22 protein-coding genes are annotated in these 17,843 nt (G+C 67.8%); 5 read left to right on the plus strand and 17 right to left on the minus strand.

The genetic code is table 11. The features are described from left to right. The coding region (locus N8I71_RS18230) for a hypothetical protein (protein ID WP_262879459.1) at positions 1–213 on the plus strand (213 nt) is incomplete at its 5' end. On the opposite strand, the gene N8I71_RS18235 is transcribed toward N8I71_RS18230, so the two are convergent. Genes N8I71_RS18235 through N8I71_RS18250 form a run of 3 tightly spaced genes read right to left on the minus strand, consistent with a single transcriptional unit; the run spans position 195 to position 2,590 of the window. Beyond that, positions 195–1,451 carry an MFS transporter gene (locus N8I71_RS18235; protein WP_262879460.1) on the minus strand — a complete coding sequence of 419 codons (1,257 nt, stop codon included), beginning with the start codon at positions 1,449–1,451 and terminating at the stop codon, positions 195–197. The genes N8I71_RS18230 and N8I71_RS18235 overlap by 19 nt on opposite strands. A 21-nt stretch (positions 1,452–1,472) precedes the next feature. Then, positions 1,473–2,036, minus strand: coding sequence for a YidH family protein (locus tag N8I71_RS20595; protein ID WP_316249266.1), 564 nt, complete (start codon positions 2,034–2,036; stop codon positions 1,473–1,475). Next, a complete protein-coding gene (locus N8I71_RS18250) occupies positions 2,033–2,590 on the minus strand; it encodes an HdeD family acid-resistance protein (protein WP_262879461.1) in 558 nt (185 codons plus the stop codon). The genes N8I71_RS20595 and N8I71_RS18250 overlap by 4 nt, the downstream gene beginning before the upstream one ends. Before the next feature lie 156 nt (positions 2,591–2,746). On the opposite strand from N8I71_RS18250, the gene N8I71_RS18255 reads away from it, so the two are divergent. The 3 genes from N8I71_RS18255 to N8I71_RS18265 all read left to right on the plus strand — a co-directional run bounded on the left by N8I71_RS18255 (position 2,747) and on the right by N8I71_RS18265 (position 5,510). After that, on the plus strand, positions 2,747–3,424 hold the full coding sequence (locus N8I71_RS18255) for a response regulator transcription factor (RefSeq protein ID WP_262879462.1): 678 nt from the start codon (positions 2,747–2,749) through the stop codon (positions 3,422–3,424). Then, positions 3,411–4,790, plus strand: coding sequence for a sensor histidine kinase (locus N8I71_RS18260; RefSeq protein WP_262879463.1), 1,380 nt, complete (start codon positions 3,411–3,413; stop codon positions 4,788–4,790). The genes N8I71_RS18255 and N8I71_RS18260 overlap by 14 nt, the downstream gene beginning before the upstream one ends. 75 nt (positions 4,791–4,865) lie before the next feature. Continuing rightward, positions 4,866–5,510, plus strand: coding sequence for a YfdX family protein (locus N8I71_RS18265; protein WP_262879464.1), 645 nt, complete (start codon positions 4,866–4,868; stop codon positions 5,508–5,510). Positions 5,511–5,769: 259 nt separating this feature from the next. Here N8I71_RS18265 and N8I71_RS18270 read toward each other — a convergent pair whose 3' ends face one another. The 14 genes from N8I71_RS18270 to N8I71_RS18335 all read right to left on the minus strand — a co-directional run bounded on the left by N8I71_RS18270 (position 5,770) and on the right by N8I71_RS18335 (position 16,607). Beyond that, on the minus strand, positions 5,770–7,290 hold the full coding sequence (locus N8I71_RS18270; protein WP_262879465.1) for a DHA2 family efflux MFS transporter permease subunit: 1,521 nt from the start codon (positions 7,288–7,290) through the stop codon (positions 5,770–5,772). Between the two features lie 17 nt (positions 7,291–7,307). Then, on the minus strand, positions 7,308–8,312 hold the full coding sequence (locus N8I71_RS18275; protein ID WP_262879466.1) for an HlyD family secretion protein: 1,005 nt from the start codon (positions 8,310–8,312) through the stop codon (positions 7,308–7,310). A 188-nt stretch (positions 8,313–8,500) separates the two neighbouring features. Then, positions 8,501–9,001 (minus strand): DUF1269 domain-containing protein, encoded by a 501-nt coding sequence (locus tag N8I71_RS18280; protein ID WP_262879467.1) that lies wholly within the window; start codon positions 8,999–9,001, stop codon positions 8,501–8,503. Positions 9,002–9,052: 51 nt separating this feature from the next. Beyond that, entirely contained in the window at positions 9,053–9,310 is a 258-nt protein-coding gene (locus tag N8I71_RS18285; protein ID WP_262879468.1) for a 3-ketoacyl-ACP reductase, read from the minus strand. Between the two features lie 176 nt (positions 9,311–9,486). Next, on the minus strand, positions 9,487–10,098 hold the full coding sequence (locus N8I71_RS18290) for a cytochrome b/b6 domain-containing protein (protein WP_262879469.1): 612 nt from the start codon (positions 10,096–10,098) through the stop codon (positions 9,487–9,489). 100 nt (positions 10,099–10,198) lie between these two features. Beyond that, positions 10,199–10,867: a DUF1344 domain-containing protein gene (locus N8I71_RS18295; RefSeq protein ID WP_262879470.1), complete on the minus strand. Its 669-nt coding sequence runs from the start codon at positions 10,865–10,867 to the stop codon at positions 10,199–10,201. Between the two features lie 290 nt (positions 10,868–11,157). After that, complete coding sequence (locus tag N8I71_RS18300) at positions 11,158–12,057, minus strand: DMT family transporter (RefSeq protein ID WP_262879471.1); 900 nt, start codon at positions 12,055–12,057, stop codon at positions 11,158–11,160. Between the two features lie 74 nt (positions 12,058–12,131). Further along, positions 12,132–12,629 carry an AAA family ATPase gene (locus tag N8I71_RS18305; protein WP_262879472.1) on the minus strand — a complete coding sequence of 166 codons (498 nt, stop codon included), beginning with the start codon at positions 12,627–12,629 and terminating at the stop codon, positions 12,132–12,134. 22 nt (positions 12,630–12,651) lie between these two features. After that, entirely contained in the window at positions 12,652–12,801 is a 150-nt protein-coding gene (locus tag N8I71_RS18310) for a hypothetical protein (RefSeq protein WP_262879473.1), read from the minus strand. Positions 12,802–12,812: 11 nt separating this feature from the next. After that, a complete protein-coding gene (locus tag N8I71_RS18315) occupies positions 12,813–13,451 on the minus strand; it encodes a DsbA family oxidoreductase (protein WP_262879474.1) in 639 nt (212 codons plus the stop codon). Beyond that, a complete protein-coding gene (gene wrbA, locus N8I71_RS18320) occupies positions 13,451–14,074 on the minus strand; it encodes an NAD(P)H:quinone oxidoreductase (RefSeq protein WP_262879475.1) in 624 nt (207 codons plus the stop codon). The genes N8I71_RS18315 and wrbA overlap by 1 nt, the downstream gene beginning before the upstream one ends. A 106-nt stretch (positions 14,075–14,180) precedes the next feature. Further along, positions 14,181–15,068, minus strand: a complete 888-nt coding sequence (locus N8I71_RS18325) for a LysR family transcriptional regulator (protein ID WP_262879476.1) — start codon at positions 15,066–15,068, stop codon at positions 14,181–14,183. 242 nt (positions 15,069–15,310) lie between these two features. Continuing rightward, positions 15,311–15,571 (minus strand): hypothetical protein, encoded by a 261-nt coding sequence (locus tag N8I71_RS18330; protein ID WP_262879477.1) that lies wholly within the window; start codon positions 15,569–15,571, stop codon positions 15,311–15,313. 280 nt (positions 15,572–15,851) lie between these two features. Beyond that, entirely contained in the window at positions 15,852–16,607 is a 756-nt protein-coding gene (locus tag N8I71_RS18335; RefSeq protein ID WP_262879478.1) for a VPLPA-CTERM sorting domain-containing protein, read from the minus strand. A gap of 335 nt (positions 16,608–16,942) precedes the next feature. On the opposite strand from N8I71_RS18335, the gene N8I71_RS18340 reads away from it, so the two are divergent. After that, positions 16,943–17,761, plus strand: a complete 819-nt coding sequence (locus N8I71_RS18340) for a LytTR family DNA-binding domain-containing protein (RefSeq protein ID WP_262879479.1) — start codon at positions 16,943–16,945, stop codon at positions 17,759–17,761. Positions 17,762–17,843: the final 82 nt, after the last annotated feature.

The raw sequence follows: 17,843 nt of genomic DNA on the forward strand, positions 1-17,843 counted from the left end.
CGGGCGGCGGGCCCCGGCGCGGACGCCGCCGCGCGCCGCTTCCCGGCTGTCGACCGCGAGATTGGGCGCGTCGAGGCGGCGCTGTTCGGACCGGGGGGCGCCACACCCGATCTCGCGGCCCTTCTCGGGGCCATCGAGGCGGCCGACGCCGCCCTGGTCCGGCCCGACAGGCGCGAGGGCGCTCTGCCGCCCCTTTACCCCGCGTCCGCCTGACCGCCCCCGGCCCCGGCGCGGCCCCGCCCGCCCCGGCCGGGCAGGCGCCAGAGGCCAAGGAGCGCCAGCGACGCGAAGGCCGCCCCGCCGAGGAAAGTGAAAGAAGGGCCGACCCCGTCCCAGAGTGCGCCCGCGATCACGCTGGAGCACAAGAGCGCCGCGCCGGTGACGAGGTTGAACACGCCGAAGGCCGTCCCGCGCAGTTCGGCGGGAACCGCCTCGGCCACCAGCGTGGACAGAAGCCCCTGCGTGAACCCCATGTGGAGCCCCCAGAGGAGAACCCCAGCCGCGACTCCCGCCAGCCCGCCGCTGAAGGCGAGGAAAAGATCGGCGAGGATCAGGAAGACCAGTCCGATGGCCATGAGGCCAGTGCGGCCCACCCGGTCGGAGACGATCCCGACAGGCCAGACCGACCCGGCATAAACGGCGTTCATGCCGACCAGCACCAGCGGCGCCAGCGCGATGGGAAGGCCCGCGTCCCCGGCCCGCAGGATCAGGAAAGCCTCGCTGAACCGCGCCAGCGTGAACACCGCCGCGACGGCGACGACCCACCAGAACCCGGCGCCCAGGAGCCGGAGCTCCTCCCGCGACAACGGGTTGCGGACGCGGCGCAAGCCTGCCGGGCGCACCGGTTCCCGCACGGCGAAGAGGATCAGCGCGAAGGCGAGGAAGGCGGGCAGGACCGCGACCCAGAAGACGCTCTGGAAATCGTTCGCGAAGAGCCACATCAGGCCGATCGCGGCGAGCGGCCCGAGGAACGCGCCCACGGTGTCGAGCGACTGGCGCAGCCCGAAGGCCGCCCCGCGCAGCTCCGCGGGCGCGAGGTCGGCCACCAGCGCGTCGCGCGGCGCACCGCGGATGCCCTTGCCCACGCGGTCGACGAAGCGCGCCGCGACCAGCCAGCCGATGGAGGGCGCGAGCGGGAAGACGGGTTTCGTGATCGCGGCCAGGCCGTAGCCCAGGGCGGCAAGCTCCTTGCGCCGCCCGATCCGGTCGGACAGCGCCCCGGAAAAGACTTTGGTGATGGAGGCCGTCGCCTCGGCGATCCCCTCGATCACCCCGACGGCGAGCGCGGTCGCGCCGAGACCCACTGTCAGGTAGACCGGCAGAAGCGCGTGGATCATCTCAGAGGAGATGTCCATCAGCATCGAAACGAACCCCAGCACCCAGATGGCCGCCGGCAGGCGCGGACGTCCCGCCCCCGTGCTGTTCACGCCTGGTTCGGGCTGCTCTGGCACGCGATCCCCCTGCCCCACCGTTCAGCCGACATGCAACGCGAAGACGCCGATGAGGCCGAAGAGCGCGAGGATGAGCAACAACAGCAGAGCGTCGGCCGAGACCGCGTCATCCTCCACCGTTTCGGAGGCGTTGATGCGGGCGCGAATGGTCCGCATCCGGGTGAAGGCGAGGCCGATCACCAGCGCCCCCGCTGCCAGCAGGGCCGGTTCGGTCCATGCGGCGCCGGACCTGTCCCCGATCCGCGCGGCGGCAATGCCAAAACCCTCGATGGCGATCACCGTCCGCACCCAGGCGAGGAACGTGCGCTCGTTCGCCGAATGGTCCGCGTAGCGTTCGATCATGTCCGCGCTCCCCTCGTTATCAGGCCCTTCATGCCCCGAAACCAGCCGATCGGCGTCGATGAAGGCGCGGGCGACACCGGGGCCGCGCGCGCAGGCGACATCGTTGGGCGTCCAGACCGGGCGGAACTTTCCCTTGAAGATCCGGAGCCCTTCGAAGTGATAGACGTGCTCGTGATGTTCGTAAACGAACCCGCCGAGACGCTGCCGGGGCGAGGCCTGCGCGGACGACGCCGTCGTCGTCATCGGACCTCGGTCCGGATCGTGCCGCGCACCGCCAAAAGCGCCGCCCCGGTCGTGAGGAAGTTCATTCCGAGCATCAGGCCGAGAAGCCAGGTCGCCGTGCCCGGCCAGCCGATGAGCAAGATCAGTCCGACGGCTAGTGCCGCCACGCCGCTGGCCACCATCCAGCCCCAGCCCGAGGCCTCGGGACTGAGCCTGAGGCCGAAGAGGATCGAGAACACGCCCTCGATCAGGAATCCGGCGACGACGAGGAGCGTCATCGCCTCGATGCCGAGGCGGGGGAAGACGAGGAACACGACGCCGAGGCCCGCGACGAGACCGAAGCCGGAGGCGGCGAGCTTCCATTCGGGATAGGCGCGCAGCGACAGCGACATCCACAGGCCGAGCCCACCCCAGAACAGCATCGCCAGGCCCACGAGCACCGTCGCCGCCAGCGTCGCCGCCGCCGGGGCGAGGATGGACAGAACCCCGAGAAGGATGAACCCGCCCGCGAGCCAACCGAGGCTCGAGCGGATGCCGAAGCCGGGATGTGCCGCCGCCGGGGACCAGGGTGTCATGGCGATCTATCCTTTGCGTTCCGCATTTGACATGATCGCGAAGGTGGACGCCCTGTGCCAAGCCAGCCTTGGGCAAAGCTTACACATTCGTAAGTGGCGCAGGTCGATCCGGCGTGCAATTGACGGGGTGTCACTTTCGGACGAGCGGATGTCCTTGTGAAGATCATGCTGGCAGAAGACGACCGCAAGTTGGCGGATTACGTCCGGTCGGGCCTCGAGGAGGAGGGCCACAGCGTCGAGCATTTCACCGACGGGCGCGACGCGCTCACCTACTGCCTCTACAGCCCCTGCGACCTCGCGATCGTCGACCGGATGATGCCGGGCATGGACGGCCTCTCGGTGGTCAAGGCGCTGCGTGCGTCCGGTTCGGAGATCCCGGTGATCTTCCTCACGGGCCTCGGAGACGTCGATCACCGCGTCGAGGGACTTTCGGCCGGCGGCGACGACTACCTGGCCAAACCGTTCCACTTCTCCGAATTGAAGGCGAGGATCGCCGCGGTGACCCGGCGGAGATCGAACCGGGCCGAGGTGACGAAGCTGACGGTGCACGATCTCGACCTCGACCTCCTGACCCGAACGGCGCACCGGCAGGGACGGACCATTGAGCTGCAGACGAAGGAGTACCAGCTGCTCGAGGCGCTGATGCGCAATGCGGGCCGGGTGATGACCCGGACCATGCTGCTTGAACAGATCTGGAATTTCACGTTCGATCCCAACACGACCGTACTCGAAACCCATATGAGCCGGCTTCGCGCCAAGATCGACAAGCCCTTCGACGTGCCCCTCATCCACACGATCCGCAACACCGGCTACTCGATCCATGGACCGCGCTGACGTTCTTTCGGGCGCGGCGTTCAAGGCGGTGCTGCGGGCGGCGCTGGTGTTCGTGCTCGTGCTGGCCGCGATGACGGTTTTCAGCATCCGCCTCATCGACAAGGCCATGACCGAGCAGGTCCGCGCCCGTGTCGTGGAGATGGAGCGCTCGATCAGCGGCATCAGCGACGATCAGACGCCGTCAAACATCGCCGAGCTTGTCGCCCAGGTAACGCGCGGCTCGGCCGGTCAGACGCTGGCCTACGCCGTTTTCGACGCGAGCGGTTTGCGGCTGGCCGGGAACACCAGCATCCGGCCCGAGCATGGCACCTGGGTCGAGGTGCCCTACACGCTCGAACTGCCCGCCCACCTCGGGGACGATGCCACCGAGCGTGTCTTCCTGATGCACGCCGTGACAATCAACGGCATGACGCTCGTGGTCGGCCGAAGCACCGAGCACATCGTCGCGGCCAAGCGCGAGGCCCTGCGCGGCTTCGCGCTGACCGGATTCGTGGTCGTCCTTGCGACCCTCGGCATCGGCTACGCGCTCAGCAGCCGGAGCCAGCGGGCACTCGAAGACATGGAAGCCGTGCTCGACCGGGTATCCCGCGGCGAGACAACCGCCCGCATCGCCGCCGCGGGCGGCAATGACCAGATCGACCGCATCGCGCGGCGGATGAACGAACACCTCGACCAGCTCGACGCCCTGTTCCAGCAGACCCGGCGGACCTCGGCCTCGGTGGCGCACGATCTGCGCAGGCCGCTCGCGCGGGCGACGATCGGCATGGAACGGGCGCTGGCGCGCGCCGAGGCCGGAGAGGATGCCAGCACGGAGATCGGGAAAGCGCTCGCCGACCTGTCGCACCTGCAATCCGTGATCGCCTCGATCCTGCGCATCGCACGGATCGAAAGCGGTGACGTCGCGGAGATGCAGCCACTGGACCTCCGCGACGTCCTGGACGAGGTCGCCGAGACCTTCGTGCCGGTGGCGGAGGATGCCGGACAGCGCCTCGTCTATGGCCGCGCGGACGGGCCGCTGAGCGTGATGGGCGATGCCGAGATGCTTGCCCAACTCGTCGTTAACCTCGTGCAGAACGCGATCACGCATGCGGGCGCCGGTGCGACGATCACGCTGGCCGGGCGGGACGTCCCGGAGGGCATCGAGATTGCCGTGTCCGACACCGGCCAAGGCATCCCCGCCGAGATGCGCGCGAAGGTGCTCGAGCCGTTCTTTCAGGCCGATGCGGCACGCACCGGCGAAGGCAGCGGCCTCGGCCTGCCGCTGGTGAAGGCCATCGCTGACCGGCACGGCGGGACGCTGAGTTTGGAAGACGCCGCACCTGGCCTGCGCGTGCGGGCGGTTCTTCCCCGGCTTACAGCTTCGTAAATCGCGCGACAGGGCCGCAACGGTGTTGTGACGGATGATGCCCCATCACGTTCCACAATGTTGGAGGCCACTCCCATGAAACGTTTCGCAAAACCGCTCCTTCTGACGACGGCAATCGTCGTGGCGATGTCGCCCGGGCTCAGGGCCCTCGCGGCCACGACGGACAACGCCCCGCTCGGCTATACCGTGCAGGACGAGATGCTGCGCACCTCTCCCGAGGCGCTTGCCACGGTCGCGCATGTGCAGGCCGCGCGCCTCGCCCTCATGAACGAGGACTACGAGGCCGCGCGCACGCATGTCTCCGACGCCATCGCGGCCCTCGATGCGGAGGAAATCCGGTTCCAGGACCTGATGCTGCCCGACACCGCGGCGGCATCGGACGACCCGGTCTACCTGCCCTACACGGTCGCCGTCGTCGCCATCGACAGGGAAGGCCTGTCGCGTGTCAACGAGCTCGCGCTGCAGCGGGCCTACGGTGCGCCCGAGTCCGCGGAACCGGGCGACACCCTGCTGGTGCCGCATCTCGAACATCTGGCCATCGCCGTGACGGCGTCGCTTCTGCCGGCTGACGAGAGCATGACGCACCTGGTGGAGGCCCGGCAGCACCTCGACGCCGGCGAATATGCCGAGGCCAACAGATCGCTCCTGTCGCTGGAACGGTCGATCATTTTCCGGAGCTACGAACTGGACGCGCTGCCGGCGCAATATGACATCCAGTAATCCTTTTCCGTCGGCCGACGGGTAAGGCCGCGCGATGACCGGACGCCGCCGCAACGGCACGGCGGCGTCCGTGCCCTCGAAGGCCCGTTGATACCGTCCGCGGGGGCGGTCGCCGCGGACGGCACTCTCACGAACCGGCGCGGCCAGAACCCCGCCCGAACATCGCCCGGCGCATTCTTCGAAACCTCGCGCAGCTGGGTGTCCGGCCTCGATTTGAGACGCGGAGCAACGGACATGCGGGCAATCCCGGGGGGCGGAGCTAATGCGCCATCGCGGGCGGCCCGGCGCCCCGGGGCGGTGATTTCATGGCGAGGGCCAGAGGGATCATCGCCCACGCCGCGATCCCCGAAAGCAGGAAGGCGTCCTGGAAGGCAAGCATTGTCGCCTGCCGCATCACCTCGGCGGAGACATAAGCGGCGGCCTCGGCGCTCGTCGGCGCAAGCCCGAGCGGCGCGAGCCAGTCCGACAAGCTGCGGTCGAAGGGTGTCAGGCCGCCGGCCAGCGTGGCGTAGTGGAAGCGCGTGCGCTGCACCACCTGCCAGCCGATGATCGCGACGCCGATCGAGGATCCGATCGAGCGGGTCACGCCGTAGAGGCCCGACGCCTCGTCCTGCTTCGCCGGCGTCACGTTCTGGAACGCAAGCGTCGACAGCGGCACGAAGACGAGGCCCATGCCGAGGCCCGAAACCACGCCGGGCCAGGCGAGGTCCCAGAACCCCGCGTCGAGGTTGACCTGCGCCAGCAGCACGTTGCCGCCACCGGTCAGCAGGAAGCCCACGACCATCAGGAGGCGCGGGTCGATGCGCTTGGACAGGATGGCGCCGGTGATGACCATCGAGAAACCGGCCGCCACGCCCCTCGGCATGAAGAGGAGCCCCGCGTCCACGATCGGATACCCGAGAAGTCCCTGCACAAAGAGCGGCAGGATGGCGATTGCGCCGAACATCGACACCCCGAAACCCATGATCGCGACGTTCGCGGCGGCGAAGCTGCGGTCGCGCAGGATGTCAAAGTCGATGATGTTCTCCCGCAGGCTCCACCCGCGCCAGACGAAGACCACGCCCATCACGAGTGAAGTCAGCGCCGTCAGCTGGATGAGGTGGGAGGCGAACCATTCCCGGCTTTCCCCTAGGTCGAGCGTCATCTGAAGCGCGCCGATGGCCGTGACCATGAGGCCGAGACCGATCCAGTCCACGCGCACCTCGCGCAGGTCCTCCTTGGGCAACTCGCCCATCATCATCGCCAGCGCGAAGGCGGCGATGGGCAGGTTCACGTAGAACACCGCCCGCCACGAAAAATGCTCGGTCAGAAGCGCGCCGATGGTCGGGCCCAGCACCGGGGCGACGACGACGCCAAGGCCGAAGAGCGCCATGGCCTGACCCCGGTTGTTCTTCGAGAAGGCGGAGAACAGGATCGACTGCGACAGCGGGATCAGGAATGCGCCGAAGAAGCCCTGCCCGAGGCGGCAGGCCACCATCATCTCGATCGATGTCGACAGCCCGCCCAGCATGGAAAAGGCGGCGAAGCCCGTGATCGCCGTTGTGATCAGCCGCCGTCGGCCGAAGCGTCGCGACAGGAGCCCCGTCAGCGGCATGACCGCGACCGAGGCCACGATATAGCTCGTCACGATCCAGACCGTCTGGTCGCTGGTGATCCCGAAGGCCGCCTTGATGTGCGGCAGGGCGACGTTGACGATGGTGCTGTCGAGCACCTCCAGCACCGCTGTCAGGACGACGGCCAGAACAACCGTCCAGCGCACCTCCGGGGCGGCCTCCGGCACAATGTCCGACGTCGCGCTCACCGGCCGCCCGCGTCGAGAGCGGTGGTATCGACCCGCGCGGTCACGCTGGCGCCCACGCGGAGCCGAAAGGCCGGGTCCTCGGGCGGGGTCAGCGCGATGCGGACCGGAAAGCGCTGGGTGACCTTGACCCAGTTGCCGCTCGCGTTCTGAGGCGGCAGGAGCGAGAAGACCGCGCCCGAGCCCGCACCGATGACCGCCACCTCACCCGCGAGGTCGAGGCCGGGATACATGTCGACGGCAATCCGCACCGGCTGGCCCGGGCGGATGCGGTCGAGGTCGGTCTCGCGGAAGTTGGCGTCAACCCACCAGTCGCCGTCCTCGACCAGCGAGAACAGCGGCTGACCGGGCGCGACCACGTCGCCGGGGCGCAGGGAGAGGTTCGCCACCCAGCCCGCGACGGGCGCCGTTATGGTAGCATGGTCGAGCGCAAGCTCGGCCTGTGTCAGCGCCGCCGCGGCCGCCCGCACCGCGGCATTGTCGGCGCCGGGCTCACCCGAGCGTTCACGCGCGGCGGCCAGCGCCGCCTCGGCTTGCGCCACGCGGGCCAGGGCCTGGTCGCGCGCCGATTGCGCGGTGTCGAGCGCGGCCTGCGCCATGTCGCCCCGTTCGAAGAGCTGCCGGACACGGGCGAGCCCCGCCTCGGCATCGGCCAGCCCGGCGCGCGCGGCGTCCACATCGGCCGAGGCTGCCGCGACATTGGACCCCGCGGCGCCGGCCGATTGCCGGGCAAGATCGAGCTGCGCCGCGGCCGCATCAACCGCCGCTCGCAGGGCCCGGTCATCAAGCGCGACCATGACCGCCCCGGCCTCGACCCGGTCGCCCTCTGCCACACGCACCTCGGTGACGCGGGCCGCCACCAGCGGCGAGATCGTCAGGATGTTCGCCTGCACATAGGCGTCTTCGGTCGAGGGATAGACGCTCTGGCGGTGCCAGTACCATGCAAGTCCCGCAGCCGCCGCGGCGAGTACGGCGACGAGGAGCAGGGGTTTGAGAAATCTCATCTTGTCGTCTTTTCGTCAGTGCATCGGTGGAACCGACAGTATCGGTAGCAATTCGGAAAGTCCGATCAGATTCAGCCGGGCCGCGACAATGACGCCGCCGAGCCGCGAACCGATCAGGTTCGAGATACCTGCCGCAGGCGCGACCGGCGGAGCGGGGCCGATCCAGCATGATGGTGCAAGTCCCCCTTTCACCCCGCGGCGTGGCCCTGCGCCGCCAGGAAAGCCGCGCGCAACTTGTCCTCGTCGGCGTGCCTCGGCTTTCTGCGCGGGAGCCCGCCGTGCCCGGCCAGGGGCTCGACGATCCGGCCGGAACCGACGCTGCGCGCGAGAATGAAAGGGGCGGCACGACCCGGCGACACGACCTGCGCCCCTTCCTTCGCGAAATCGTCGCGGATGCCGAAATCGCCGAGCGCGCCCGTGATGAAACCCGCCGTCGCCCCTGCGGCAAGCCCAGGCAGCGGATGCAGGAACAAAACCCCGATCAGCAGCCCCCAGAACGACCCCGCGGCGGACCCCACGACCCAGGGTTTCACCAACCCGTTCAGGCGGATGCGACCATGCTGATCCGCGGTGGCGACGACGGCATCGCCGATGTCGGCGTATTCGTCCCGCGACACCTGGAAGAGGTCGGCACGGGCGGCCTCCGCCGGGTCGACATTGTCGCAGCCAATGAGGCGAAGTTCGGGCATGTCAGAGGTCTCCGGACGGGGGAACCGCGAACGCGTCGAAGGCGCGGATCGTCAGGTTCCCGCGTCCAGCGCGTCGAACCATTCGCGGATGCTTCGTTCCAGCGCGCCGACGCACCTCCCATGGGCCTCGGCGTCGGCGATCTCGTCAGCGACCTCGGCGCGCAGCATCTCGTAGCGGCGCTCGATGTCATCGGCGCTCAACGCCTGGTCGGGGTGGAAGAGGTGGTGCTTCGCCTCCAGCCGGGCCTTCATCGCGTCGATGAGGTGCCCCAGCCGGTCCAGGCGCTCCCGGTCCTGTGTGTCGCTCATGTGTGTCTCCTTTCGCGGTCCGCCCCCAGGGCGGGGAAACATCAAATCAAGGGGGCCGGCCACGGACGGTGCATCCGCTACCGGTTCCCGAGCCTGCCCGAACGGGTGAAATGGCCAGCGCGCGGCGCTGGAGTGCGGGTCTCGGCGATCGGCGGGATAAAGCTCTGCCCCGGAGGTCATTCGGACAACTCGACGGTCAGGGGTTTGCGTCTGAACGACCACATCTCGCCGAGCCTCAGGCCGCCGGTGAAATGATGCACGAGAGCCAGGCCGGCATGACCGAACAGGTATGCCCAGACCACATTGCCGAGCAGGCAGTGGACATCCATCAACACCGCGAGAACGCCGCTCTCCGCGTAGCCCACCTGTGGCGCGACAAGGTACATCGTACCGCTGAGCGCCATGTAGCTTACGAGGAGCAGGCCAAGCCCGTGCACCGCAGCCGAAAGCGAGCCCTCGGGCTCGTAGGGCGGCAGTCGCAGCCGGCGCAGGGCCCGCCAGTGGGCGACGATATCGGCGCGCAGTGCGGCCAGCCGAACGCCGGAAACCCAGGGAAACAGACGCCCCGCATCGGTGCCGGCGATGCGCAGGATGACCACGGCCCAGAAAACCAATGCGAGGGCGAGCGCCAGGGCGCCGACGGTTTCGTGCATCTCGAAGGCGAGGTTCGCCGGGCGGTCCGCGCGCGGCACCTGCATGAACAGGCTGGAGCCGACCTGCAGGATGACGGCGGCGGCAAGGGCGCCATGGGCGAGCCGCGTGCCGAGGCCATGGGGAGGAGTCTTCATGCTTTTTTTCTCCTGAGGGGCAGACTTTGATGACAGCGCCGGGACGCGCTGCCGGGCCGGGCGGGTGCGGGAGGTCGCCCTCCCGCACCCGGGTCGGCGGTCACATGGCGGCCATCGGGCTGATGTGTTCGATCATGCGGCCCGCGCCGTTGGGTTGCAGGATCAGGGCGACCTGGTCGCCCGCACGGAAGCCGCCGAGGATCGCGCCGGCCTTGGCCGTCGCGTCAACATGGTAGACCGCACCGCCCGCAAGCGTGACGGTCCCGGCGCCCATGTCGATGCTCTCGATCACGCCGGTGACCTCTTCGGAAGCCGTGCCACCGATCGCACGTCCGAGATGCCGGCCCTGCTGTACGTCATAGGCGATGCGCACCATGTCGCCGGGACGGAAGCTCTCCATCGCGATGTTGGTCATTCCGTCGTCCGGGAAAGTGTAGGTCCTTCCGCCGGCCAGGGTGACGGTACGGGCCGCGGCGTTGATCGCCTCGACCCTCCCCACGTCATGGAAGACGCTGGTTGAGCCGATGGCCTCGCCTCTGCGCATGCTGCCGGCCTGCGACCACTCGATATGGACGCTGTCGCCCGGCACGAATGCCGAGAGCCAGTTTGCGAACTCGCTGTCCCGGAAGTCATATGCGCTGCCGTCGCGGAGCGTGACGACATGGTTGCCCTGGTCGATCGTGAGGATTCGGCCAATGGCTGTATCGGCATTGGCGCCGCCTGCCGCGAGGACTGCGAACAGCGGCACGAAGAGGAGTTTCCGTTTCATTTCAAAGGTTCCTTGTGGCTTGTTGGCTTGTGCGCCGTCCCGCCCCGATCCGGGACCGGGGACCGCGCTGCCACGTCCACACCTTCCTGCGATCAGCTGACCCCGGCATGGCCATGCATTTACAATTCCGTAAGGCCGCAGCGGACGTCGTGTCCCCGAGGGCGATCAACGCCCCCCGAGACCAATCACGATGATGACAAGGTAGAGCAACCCGGCAAGCCGCGCCTTGCGCGCGAGGTCATGGGTCCATGTCCGCGGTGTCATTCGGAAACGCCTTTCTGGAATGGCGATCAGGCGGTCCTGGCCGGGCTCGCGACCCTGTGCACAGTGGCGAGTTCGGCGGCAGGGCGGTTCGCCCGCTGCCCTGCCCAGACGGATCCGAGGACGACGGCGGCCCCGAGGCTTTGCAGAGGCGACAGGGCCTGTCCGAGCACTGCCCAGCCAAGCAGCACGGCGGTCACGGGGCTCATCATGCCGAGCATCGAGACGGCGCCTGGCTCGATCCGTGCAATACCCCGGAACCAGACCACGTAGCTGGCTGCAGCGCCGATAACGCCGAGCCATACCAGCCCGGCAAGGTTTGTCGCCGTCAGCGGCGGCAGCGCGGGTTCCATGATAAGAGCCAGCGGCAAGAGGATCAAACCTCCGGCCGTCAGCTGCCAGGCAGTGAAGCTGAGGGCCGAGACAGGCGGCTGCCATTTCCGGCTGAGGACCGTCCCCGCCGCCATGGACGCAGCGCCGCCCAATCCGGCGGCGATACCCACGGGGTCCAGTGCGGCGTCGGGTCCGATCAGCAGCAGCGCCACGCCCAGAACGCCGGTCGCGGCCGCGGCGACCGCGCCCGCCCGGATCGGCGTGCCGAGCCAACCGCGCGCCATCAGGATCACCATCATCGCCTGGAGCGAGCCCAGCGTGGCCGCGACCCCGCCGGGAAGCCTGTAGGCGGCCACGAACAGGAGTGCCCAGAACAGCGCGAAGTTTAGACCGCCGAGCAGGAAGGTGCGCCCGAGCCAGGCACGCGGGGGCAGGCACCGCGTGAGGGCAAGCAACAGCAGCCCGGCCGGCAAGGCGCGCAGCGCCGCCATCGTGATTGGGTAGCCCGCGGGCAGCGCCTCTGTCGTGACGAGATAGGTGCTGCCCCAGACCGCCGGGGCGAGCGCGGTGAGAACGATATCGGTGGTGCGTGACATGGCCTGTCTCGTTTTGGGAGGATGGGAGAAGGAAGGCGCGCATTGCGGGCCCGGCATCGGCGGGTCAGGCCGCGTCAGCCGCTGGCCTCATGCCTGACGACGTTGAAGCCCTCGTCCCGTGTCGGTGCTACGAAGTGACTTGAGAACTGGCGAAACTGCGCCTCTGTCACTGCGAATGGGTGGTCGCCCTGGCTGTTGCGTGCGCGCAGCCTTGCGAGGCAGACCTCGTCCGGCGCGTCCAGCTGATGAAGCTGATCCGCGGCAGTCGTATTTGCCAGGATGCCGCGCATCCACCGCCGCTGTTCGACGGTGTTCGCCGGAAAATCGAGGACGATCGACGCTCCCGCGTTCAACACGGCGGCGACATGGGGTGCCATGATCCGCCGCAGTTTGGAGGAACACCGGACATAGTCGGGCAAGGATACCAGCTCGTCGGCGAAGAGCGCGTTCAGCCAGTCGTCCTCGGCGATCAGGACGGTCCCGGGCGCGCTGGCAAGGCTGGCCGCGAGTGTCGATTTTCCCGCGGCAATCTTTCCGCACAACATGTGAAGGGTCGGCGCCGTGTCGAGCATGATGGACCTCGGATGCTTTGGCTCACCAGAGCGGGTGGATGGGCAAACGCGGGCGGTCCGGCCAGGGATCGAGGCCGATGTCGCGCATCAGGTGCGGGGACAGGTCGCGGGGCACGCCGCGCGGAATGCGGTGGCGGTGCCGGGCACCTGTGCGGAGGAACGGGAGGGTCATGGCGTTTCCTTTCAGGCGACGAGGCGGAGGGCGGCGCGCAGCTGCGCGGCCAGATCCTCGCGCGGTCCGTTGACGAGGCGGGCGCCGGTCTCGCGGACGATGAGGGTCGGGATGGAACGGACCTGGAGCGTGCGGGCGTGTTGCCGGTCGGCCTCGACGGCGCGCAGGGTGGCGGGATCGTCGAAGGCCTCGGCGAAGGCCGCGGCCTCGAAGCCCAGTTCCCGCGCGGCGTGCAGCACGACCTGCGCGTCCGCGATGTTCCGCGCCTCCGTCAGATGCGCCTGCTGCAGGCGGTCGAACATGTCCCAGTGGGCGGCCTGCCCGCCGAGCCGCTCCGCAGCCTTGCAGCCCAGCGCGGCGGTCATGCCGTGGGGGTAGTCGAAGGGCGCTACCCGCATGGCGTCGATGTCGACCCGTTCGGGCCGGTCGCTGACCTGCCGGCAAACGGCCCAGTGGCCCAGGATGGTCTCGCGGGCGTCCTCGGGCGTGCCCCAGCGGTCGGCCATCTCCGCTGGGCTGGCCTGCAGCACGAAGGTGCGGTGCCGGATGTCGAGGTCGAACTCCGCCGCCAGATCGCGCATCCGCGACGAGATGTTGAAGCACCAGCAGCAGACGACGTCGTGGAAGAAGTCGATGGTGAGGGAGGCCATCACGCGGCCTCCTCTTGCAGCGACGCGCCGGCCAGCCGCGCGGCGATCCGCGCCACATGCGCGCCCTGGAACCGCGCGCCGGCGAGGTCGGTCTCGGTCGGCGCGCGGGATCCGTCGGCGCCGGCGATCGTGCCCGCGCCATAGGGTGCGCCGCCGACGATGCCCTCGGCGGTCGTCTGGCCGGCAAAGGTGTACGGCATTCCGGCAATGAGCATCCCGAAGTGCTGGAGCGGGATCTGGGTGGACAGCAGCGTTGCCTCGTGGCCACCATGCTGCGAACCGGTCGAGGCGAAGACGGCGGCGACCTTGCCGACCAGCGCATTCCGCGCCCAGAGGCCCCCTGCCTGGTCGAGGAAGGACTTCATCTGCCCGGCCATCATGCCGAAGAGCGTGGGCGTGCCGAAGATGATCGCGTCGTAGTCTTCCAGGTTGACCGGGGACGCGACGGGCGTGTCGTCGGCAAGGAAGCCGGCCTTCTGACGGATTTCCTCGGGCACGGTTTCGGGCACGCGCCGCAGGTCGACGTGGGTGCCGGGGACGCTGCGGGCGCCTTCGGCCTCGGCCTCGGCAAGCGCGCGGACATGGCCATAGCTGGAATAGTAGAGAACGAGAACGCGGGTCATGGGATCCTCTCGGGGCTTTGGTTTCCTTGCCTGAGAGGATGGGGGATGCGGCGCCGGCGAATAACCGGCCCACTGTCACTTCATTCTTTACGTGGGTTGAAGAATGTCAGGGCTGAAGGGCGGCGCGCAGGTGGTCGAGAAAGGCAGTCACCTTTGCGTCCATGCCCAACCGCGAGGCCGTCACAGCGAAGATTTCCGGCGCTGGAAGCTCCCAGTCGGGCAGAACCCGGACAAGCGCCCCCCGCGCCTCGGCCTCGTTCGAGACGAAGTCCGGCAGGGTGCCGATGCCTTGTCCTGCGATAAGCAGGTCGCGCAGCACGAGACTGTTGCCGACGCGCACGGTCGTATCGAGGTCGATAGTCGTGCTGCCCAAGGGACCGTGCAGCGCCCAGGAGGCCAGGTGATCCGCGAGCAGGAAGCCGATGACCTTGTGTTTGGAGATGTCCTCGGGGCTTTGCGGGACACCCGCACGCGCCAGGTACGCGGGAGCTGCAAACACCCGTTGCCGCATGGTGCCGATCTTGCTGGCGACCAGAGCCGAGTCCGGCATCGCGGCCCGGATACGGATCGAGACGTCGAACCCGCCCTCGACCATGTCCACGACGCGATCGTCCATAGAAAGCGTCAGGCGAAGATCGGGATAGGCTTCAAGAAACCCCGGCAACATCGGCGCGATGACCGTTTGCCCGAAGGAACTCGATGCGTTGACCTTCAGGTGTCCCCGCACCGCGCCGGCGCCGTCGCGGATGCGCGTCTCGACCTGCGCCACCGCGTCGAGGATTCCCGCCGCTTCGTCATAATAGAGCCGCCCGGCATCGGTCAGCGACATAGAGCGCGTCGTGCGCGTGAGCAGGGTGGTCCCGAGGCTTTGCTCGAGCAGCTTGATCTCGCGGCTCAGCAGCGCAGGCGACACACCGAGATCGTCGGCCGCAGCGGCAAAGCTGCCGCGTTCGACGATGCGGCGGAAGGCTTGCATGACAGAGAGCTTGTCCATTCTTCTGGTTCGCCCCTCGTGGGACCGGTCCTTGTGCGCCTCGAGCGCCTCAAACCTAGCACAGGCACGAGACGGTGCGAACGGATGGTCGACCTGGACCCGGCGCGCGACGACGTCCGCGACTACCGTATGGACCGGATCAGCCGACCCGAAGTCTTCGACGGCGCGGCATTCCGATCGGGGAATGTCCGGGTTTCGTGCAGGATCAGACGCTCCAACGCGCCCTCAGGCCTTTCCAGGTATCAGGTCCAGGCAATGGCGGTTCCGATCACGACAAGGCCGATACCTACCAGTTCTCGTCGTGAATAGGTTTCATCGAAGTGGAGAAGAGACAGAGCCCCGAGAAAGACCACTTCGGCCCCCAGAATGCCGACATATATCAGTCCGAGCCGCTCCTGCCTGAGTGCGAAGACCTCGAACGCCCCCGCAGTAAGCAGGGCGGCTGCGATGATTAGTGCAAGCCCCACGCTTGGCAGCTCGGCCCATGACTTCATCGCAACCATCGCTATACAATAGAAAAAGGCCGATATCAGGGCGAGTAACGCTACGGATTGAAACATCTCGATGCTTCCGGGAACTGGAGATCCAGGGAAGAGGCGCCAAAAGGGCGATCATGGCGCCTCTGAGTTTTGGAATTCGGTTGTCGCAGGAGACCAGCGTGAACGCCGGCAGACGTCGATCTGAATGTGTGGCCCCAATCCCTTTCGACGAAGCCGGCCGTCAGGTCGCCCCCCGCCCTGTCCGCAGATTTTCGTCTCAGGTCGCATGGGGACCGCAGTGTGACTATTGAGAATGGGTTGCGCCGGCGTACGGTGGCTGAAGGCCTCGGCGGCGCATGGCCGCAAGCCCGCCGAGGGCCGCCAGCAGCAGCCATGCGGCTGCGGGCAGCGGTACGGGACTGATGTCGGGGGAAACCGCGGTGTAGCCGTCGATGCGGCCCCAGACCGTCAGTTGTTGGTAACGCGAGGTGGCGGCACCCGCCACATTGTAGTCGGGGTTGAGGACGTCAATTGCGATGTACGTCCGGTCGGCCTCGGCAAAGCCCGCCTCGGTCATCGGATCGAGCGTCAGGCCCAAGCCATCGAGCAGCAAGAGCCCGAAATCGTCGAAACCGAACTGTGCGGTCTGGGCCGAAAACCCACCCAGCGTTCCGGTTAGCCGCGCCGAGACGCCGACGCGGTCGAAGGCTGCCGCCTCGGTGTAACCGAAGCCCCCGCGCTGTATGGGATTCGTCGCATCCCATGTCAGCGCAAGGCCATCGACCGTGCCGGAAAAGGCCGTGACCACGCCTGAATAGGACGCGCTCGTTGACCCCGTCGCCGCGAATGCCAACGCGTCCGTATCCACCGTCGCCGACAGGAGGATCGGGGCACCCACGTCGAGGCCAAGCGCGGCATTGGCCGAGTTCGGCACCGCGCCCGATCCGAATGGTGACGAGGCCGTGACCGTGCCCGTCACCGTGATGTTCAGTGTCGCCGCGCCGGCGGCCCCTGCGAGCGCGGCGAAGGCCGCGGCCAGAAGTGTCTTCAAAATCGTCATCTCGCCAACCTCTACTTGTCTGAAGCGCCCGTGCCCGTCGTCTCCCACAAGACGCCATTGCCGCCCTCGGGCGCAGGGGTCGCCGTGGCGGTCCGACTGTCCGTCAGAGTGCCGGAAATGGTGAATCCCGAGGTGCCGATTTGCTTCCCTCGGCCGCGGCAACTGCCGCGGCGATGCGGAATTGTCCTGTCATGTGGGGGTCCCAATTCGGAAATTCGGTGCCTATGCCAGGCCGAGGATTCCCGCAAACGCTCCGCACGCCATGATTTCTTCGTGCGGCGTCATGGTTTTTTCTGGAATTGATCGAGTTGACGTTTGGCGCTACGCGAAATGGCATGAACCTGCACCTCACACGCAAGACTGTCGTGATCTTTGTGCTGGTCGTACTGGGTGTCGTCATCGGTCCCTTCGGGACCTATACCGAACTCGAGTTCGGCGAGCGGATCGTCTATTGGACGGTCGCGATCCTTGGTGTCGGCTTTTTCATGAGTCTCGCGATGTATCTCGCGTTGACCCATCCCGACCTCGACCGTTACGGCTGGCATCCCCGCCTTGCGGCGGCAGCGGTGCTCGCGGGTCTGCCGGGCAGCGTGGTGATTGTCGTACTCGAAGGCCTCTTCCGGAACATCGAACCGACCATCACCTTCGGCGGTACGATCTGGACGTTCGTAACCGCCGTCGGGTTCGTGGTTGGCGTGATCGAGTACCGTCCCTCAGACCTGCGCCGCCAGAGCCCCATCACAATGGCCCCTGCGACTGTGCAGACGGGAGAGCGCCCCTTGCCGGGCGAGACTTTCTTGCGGCGCCTTCAGCCGCGGGTGGGCCGCTCGCTGGTTTCCCTGTCGATCCGCGACCACTACCTCGACGTCGTGACACGGGAGGGGCGCGAAACGCTTCTCATGCGCATGAGCGACGCGGAGGCCGAACTGATCGACTACCCCGGGATGCGGGTCCATCGCTCGCACTGGGTCGCCCTTGATGCCGTCGAACGGCTGGAACGGACAGGAAACCGCTGGACCGTCCATCTCGTTGGCGGAGTTGCACTTCCGGTAAGCCGCGATCTCGGTCCAAAGCTGCGCCAAGCGCTCGAAAGCCGGTCAGGGCCGTTCGAAGGAGGGACACCTCCCAGTCCCGAACTGGTCGCCGGCCCGTGACCATGTGACGGCTGCATCGGTAGCGTTCGCTCTTGCACCGCCACGTCTTGCCGCAGGCCGACGGAGTCCATTTGGGAGCCTT

This window comes from Roseicyclus sediminis (genome assembly GCF_025515305.1).
Taxonomy (GTDB): domain Bacteria; phylum Pseudomonadota; class Alphaproteobacteria; order Rhodobacterales; family Rhodobacteraceae; genus Roseibacterium; species Roseibacterium sediminis.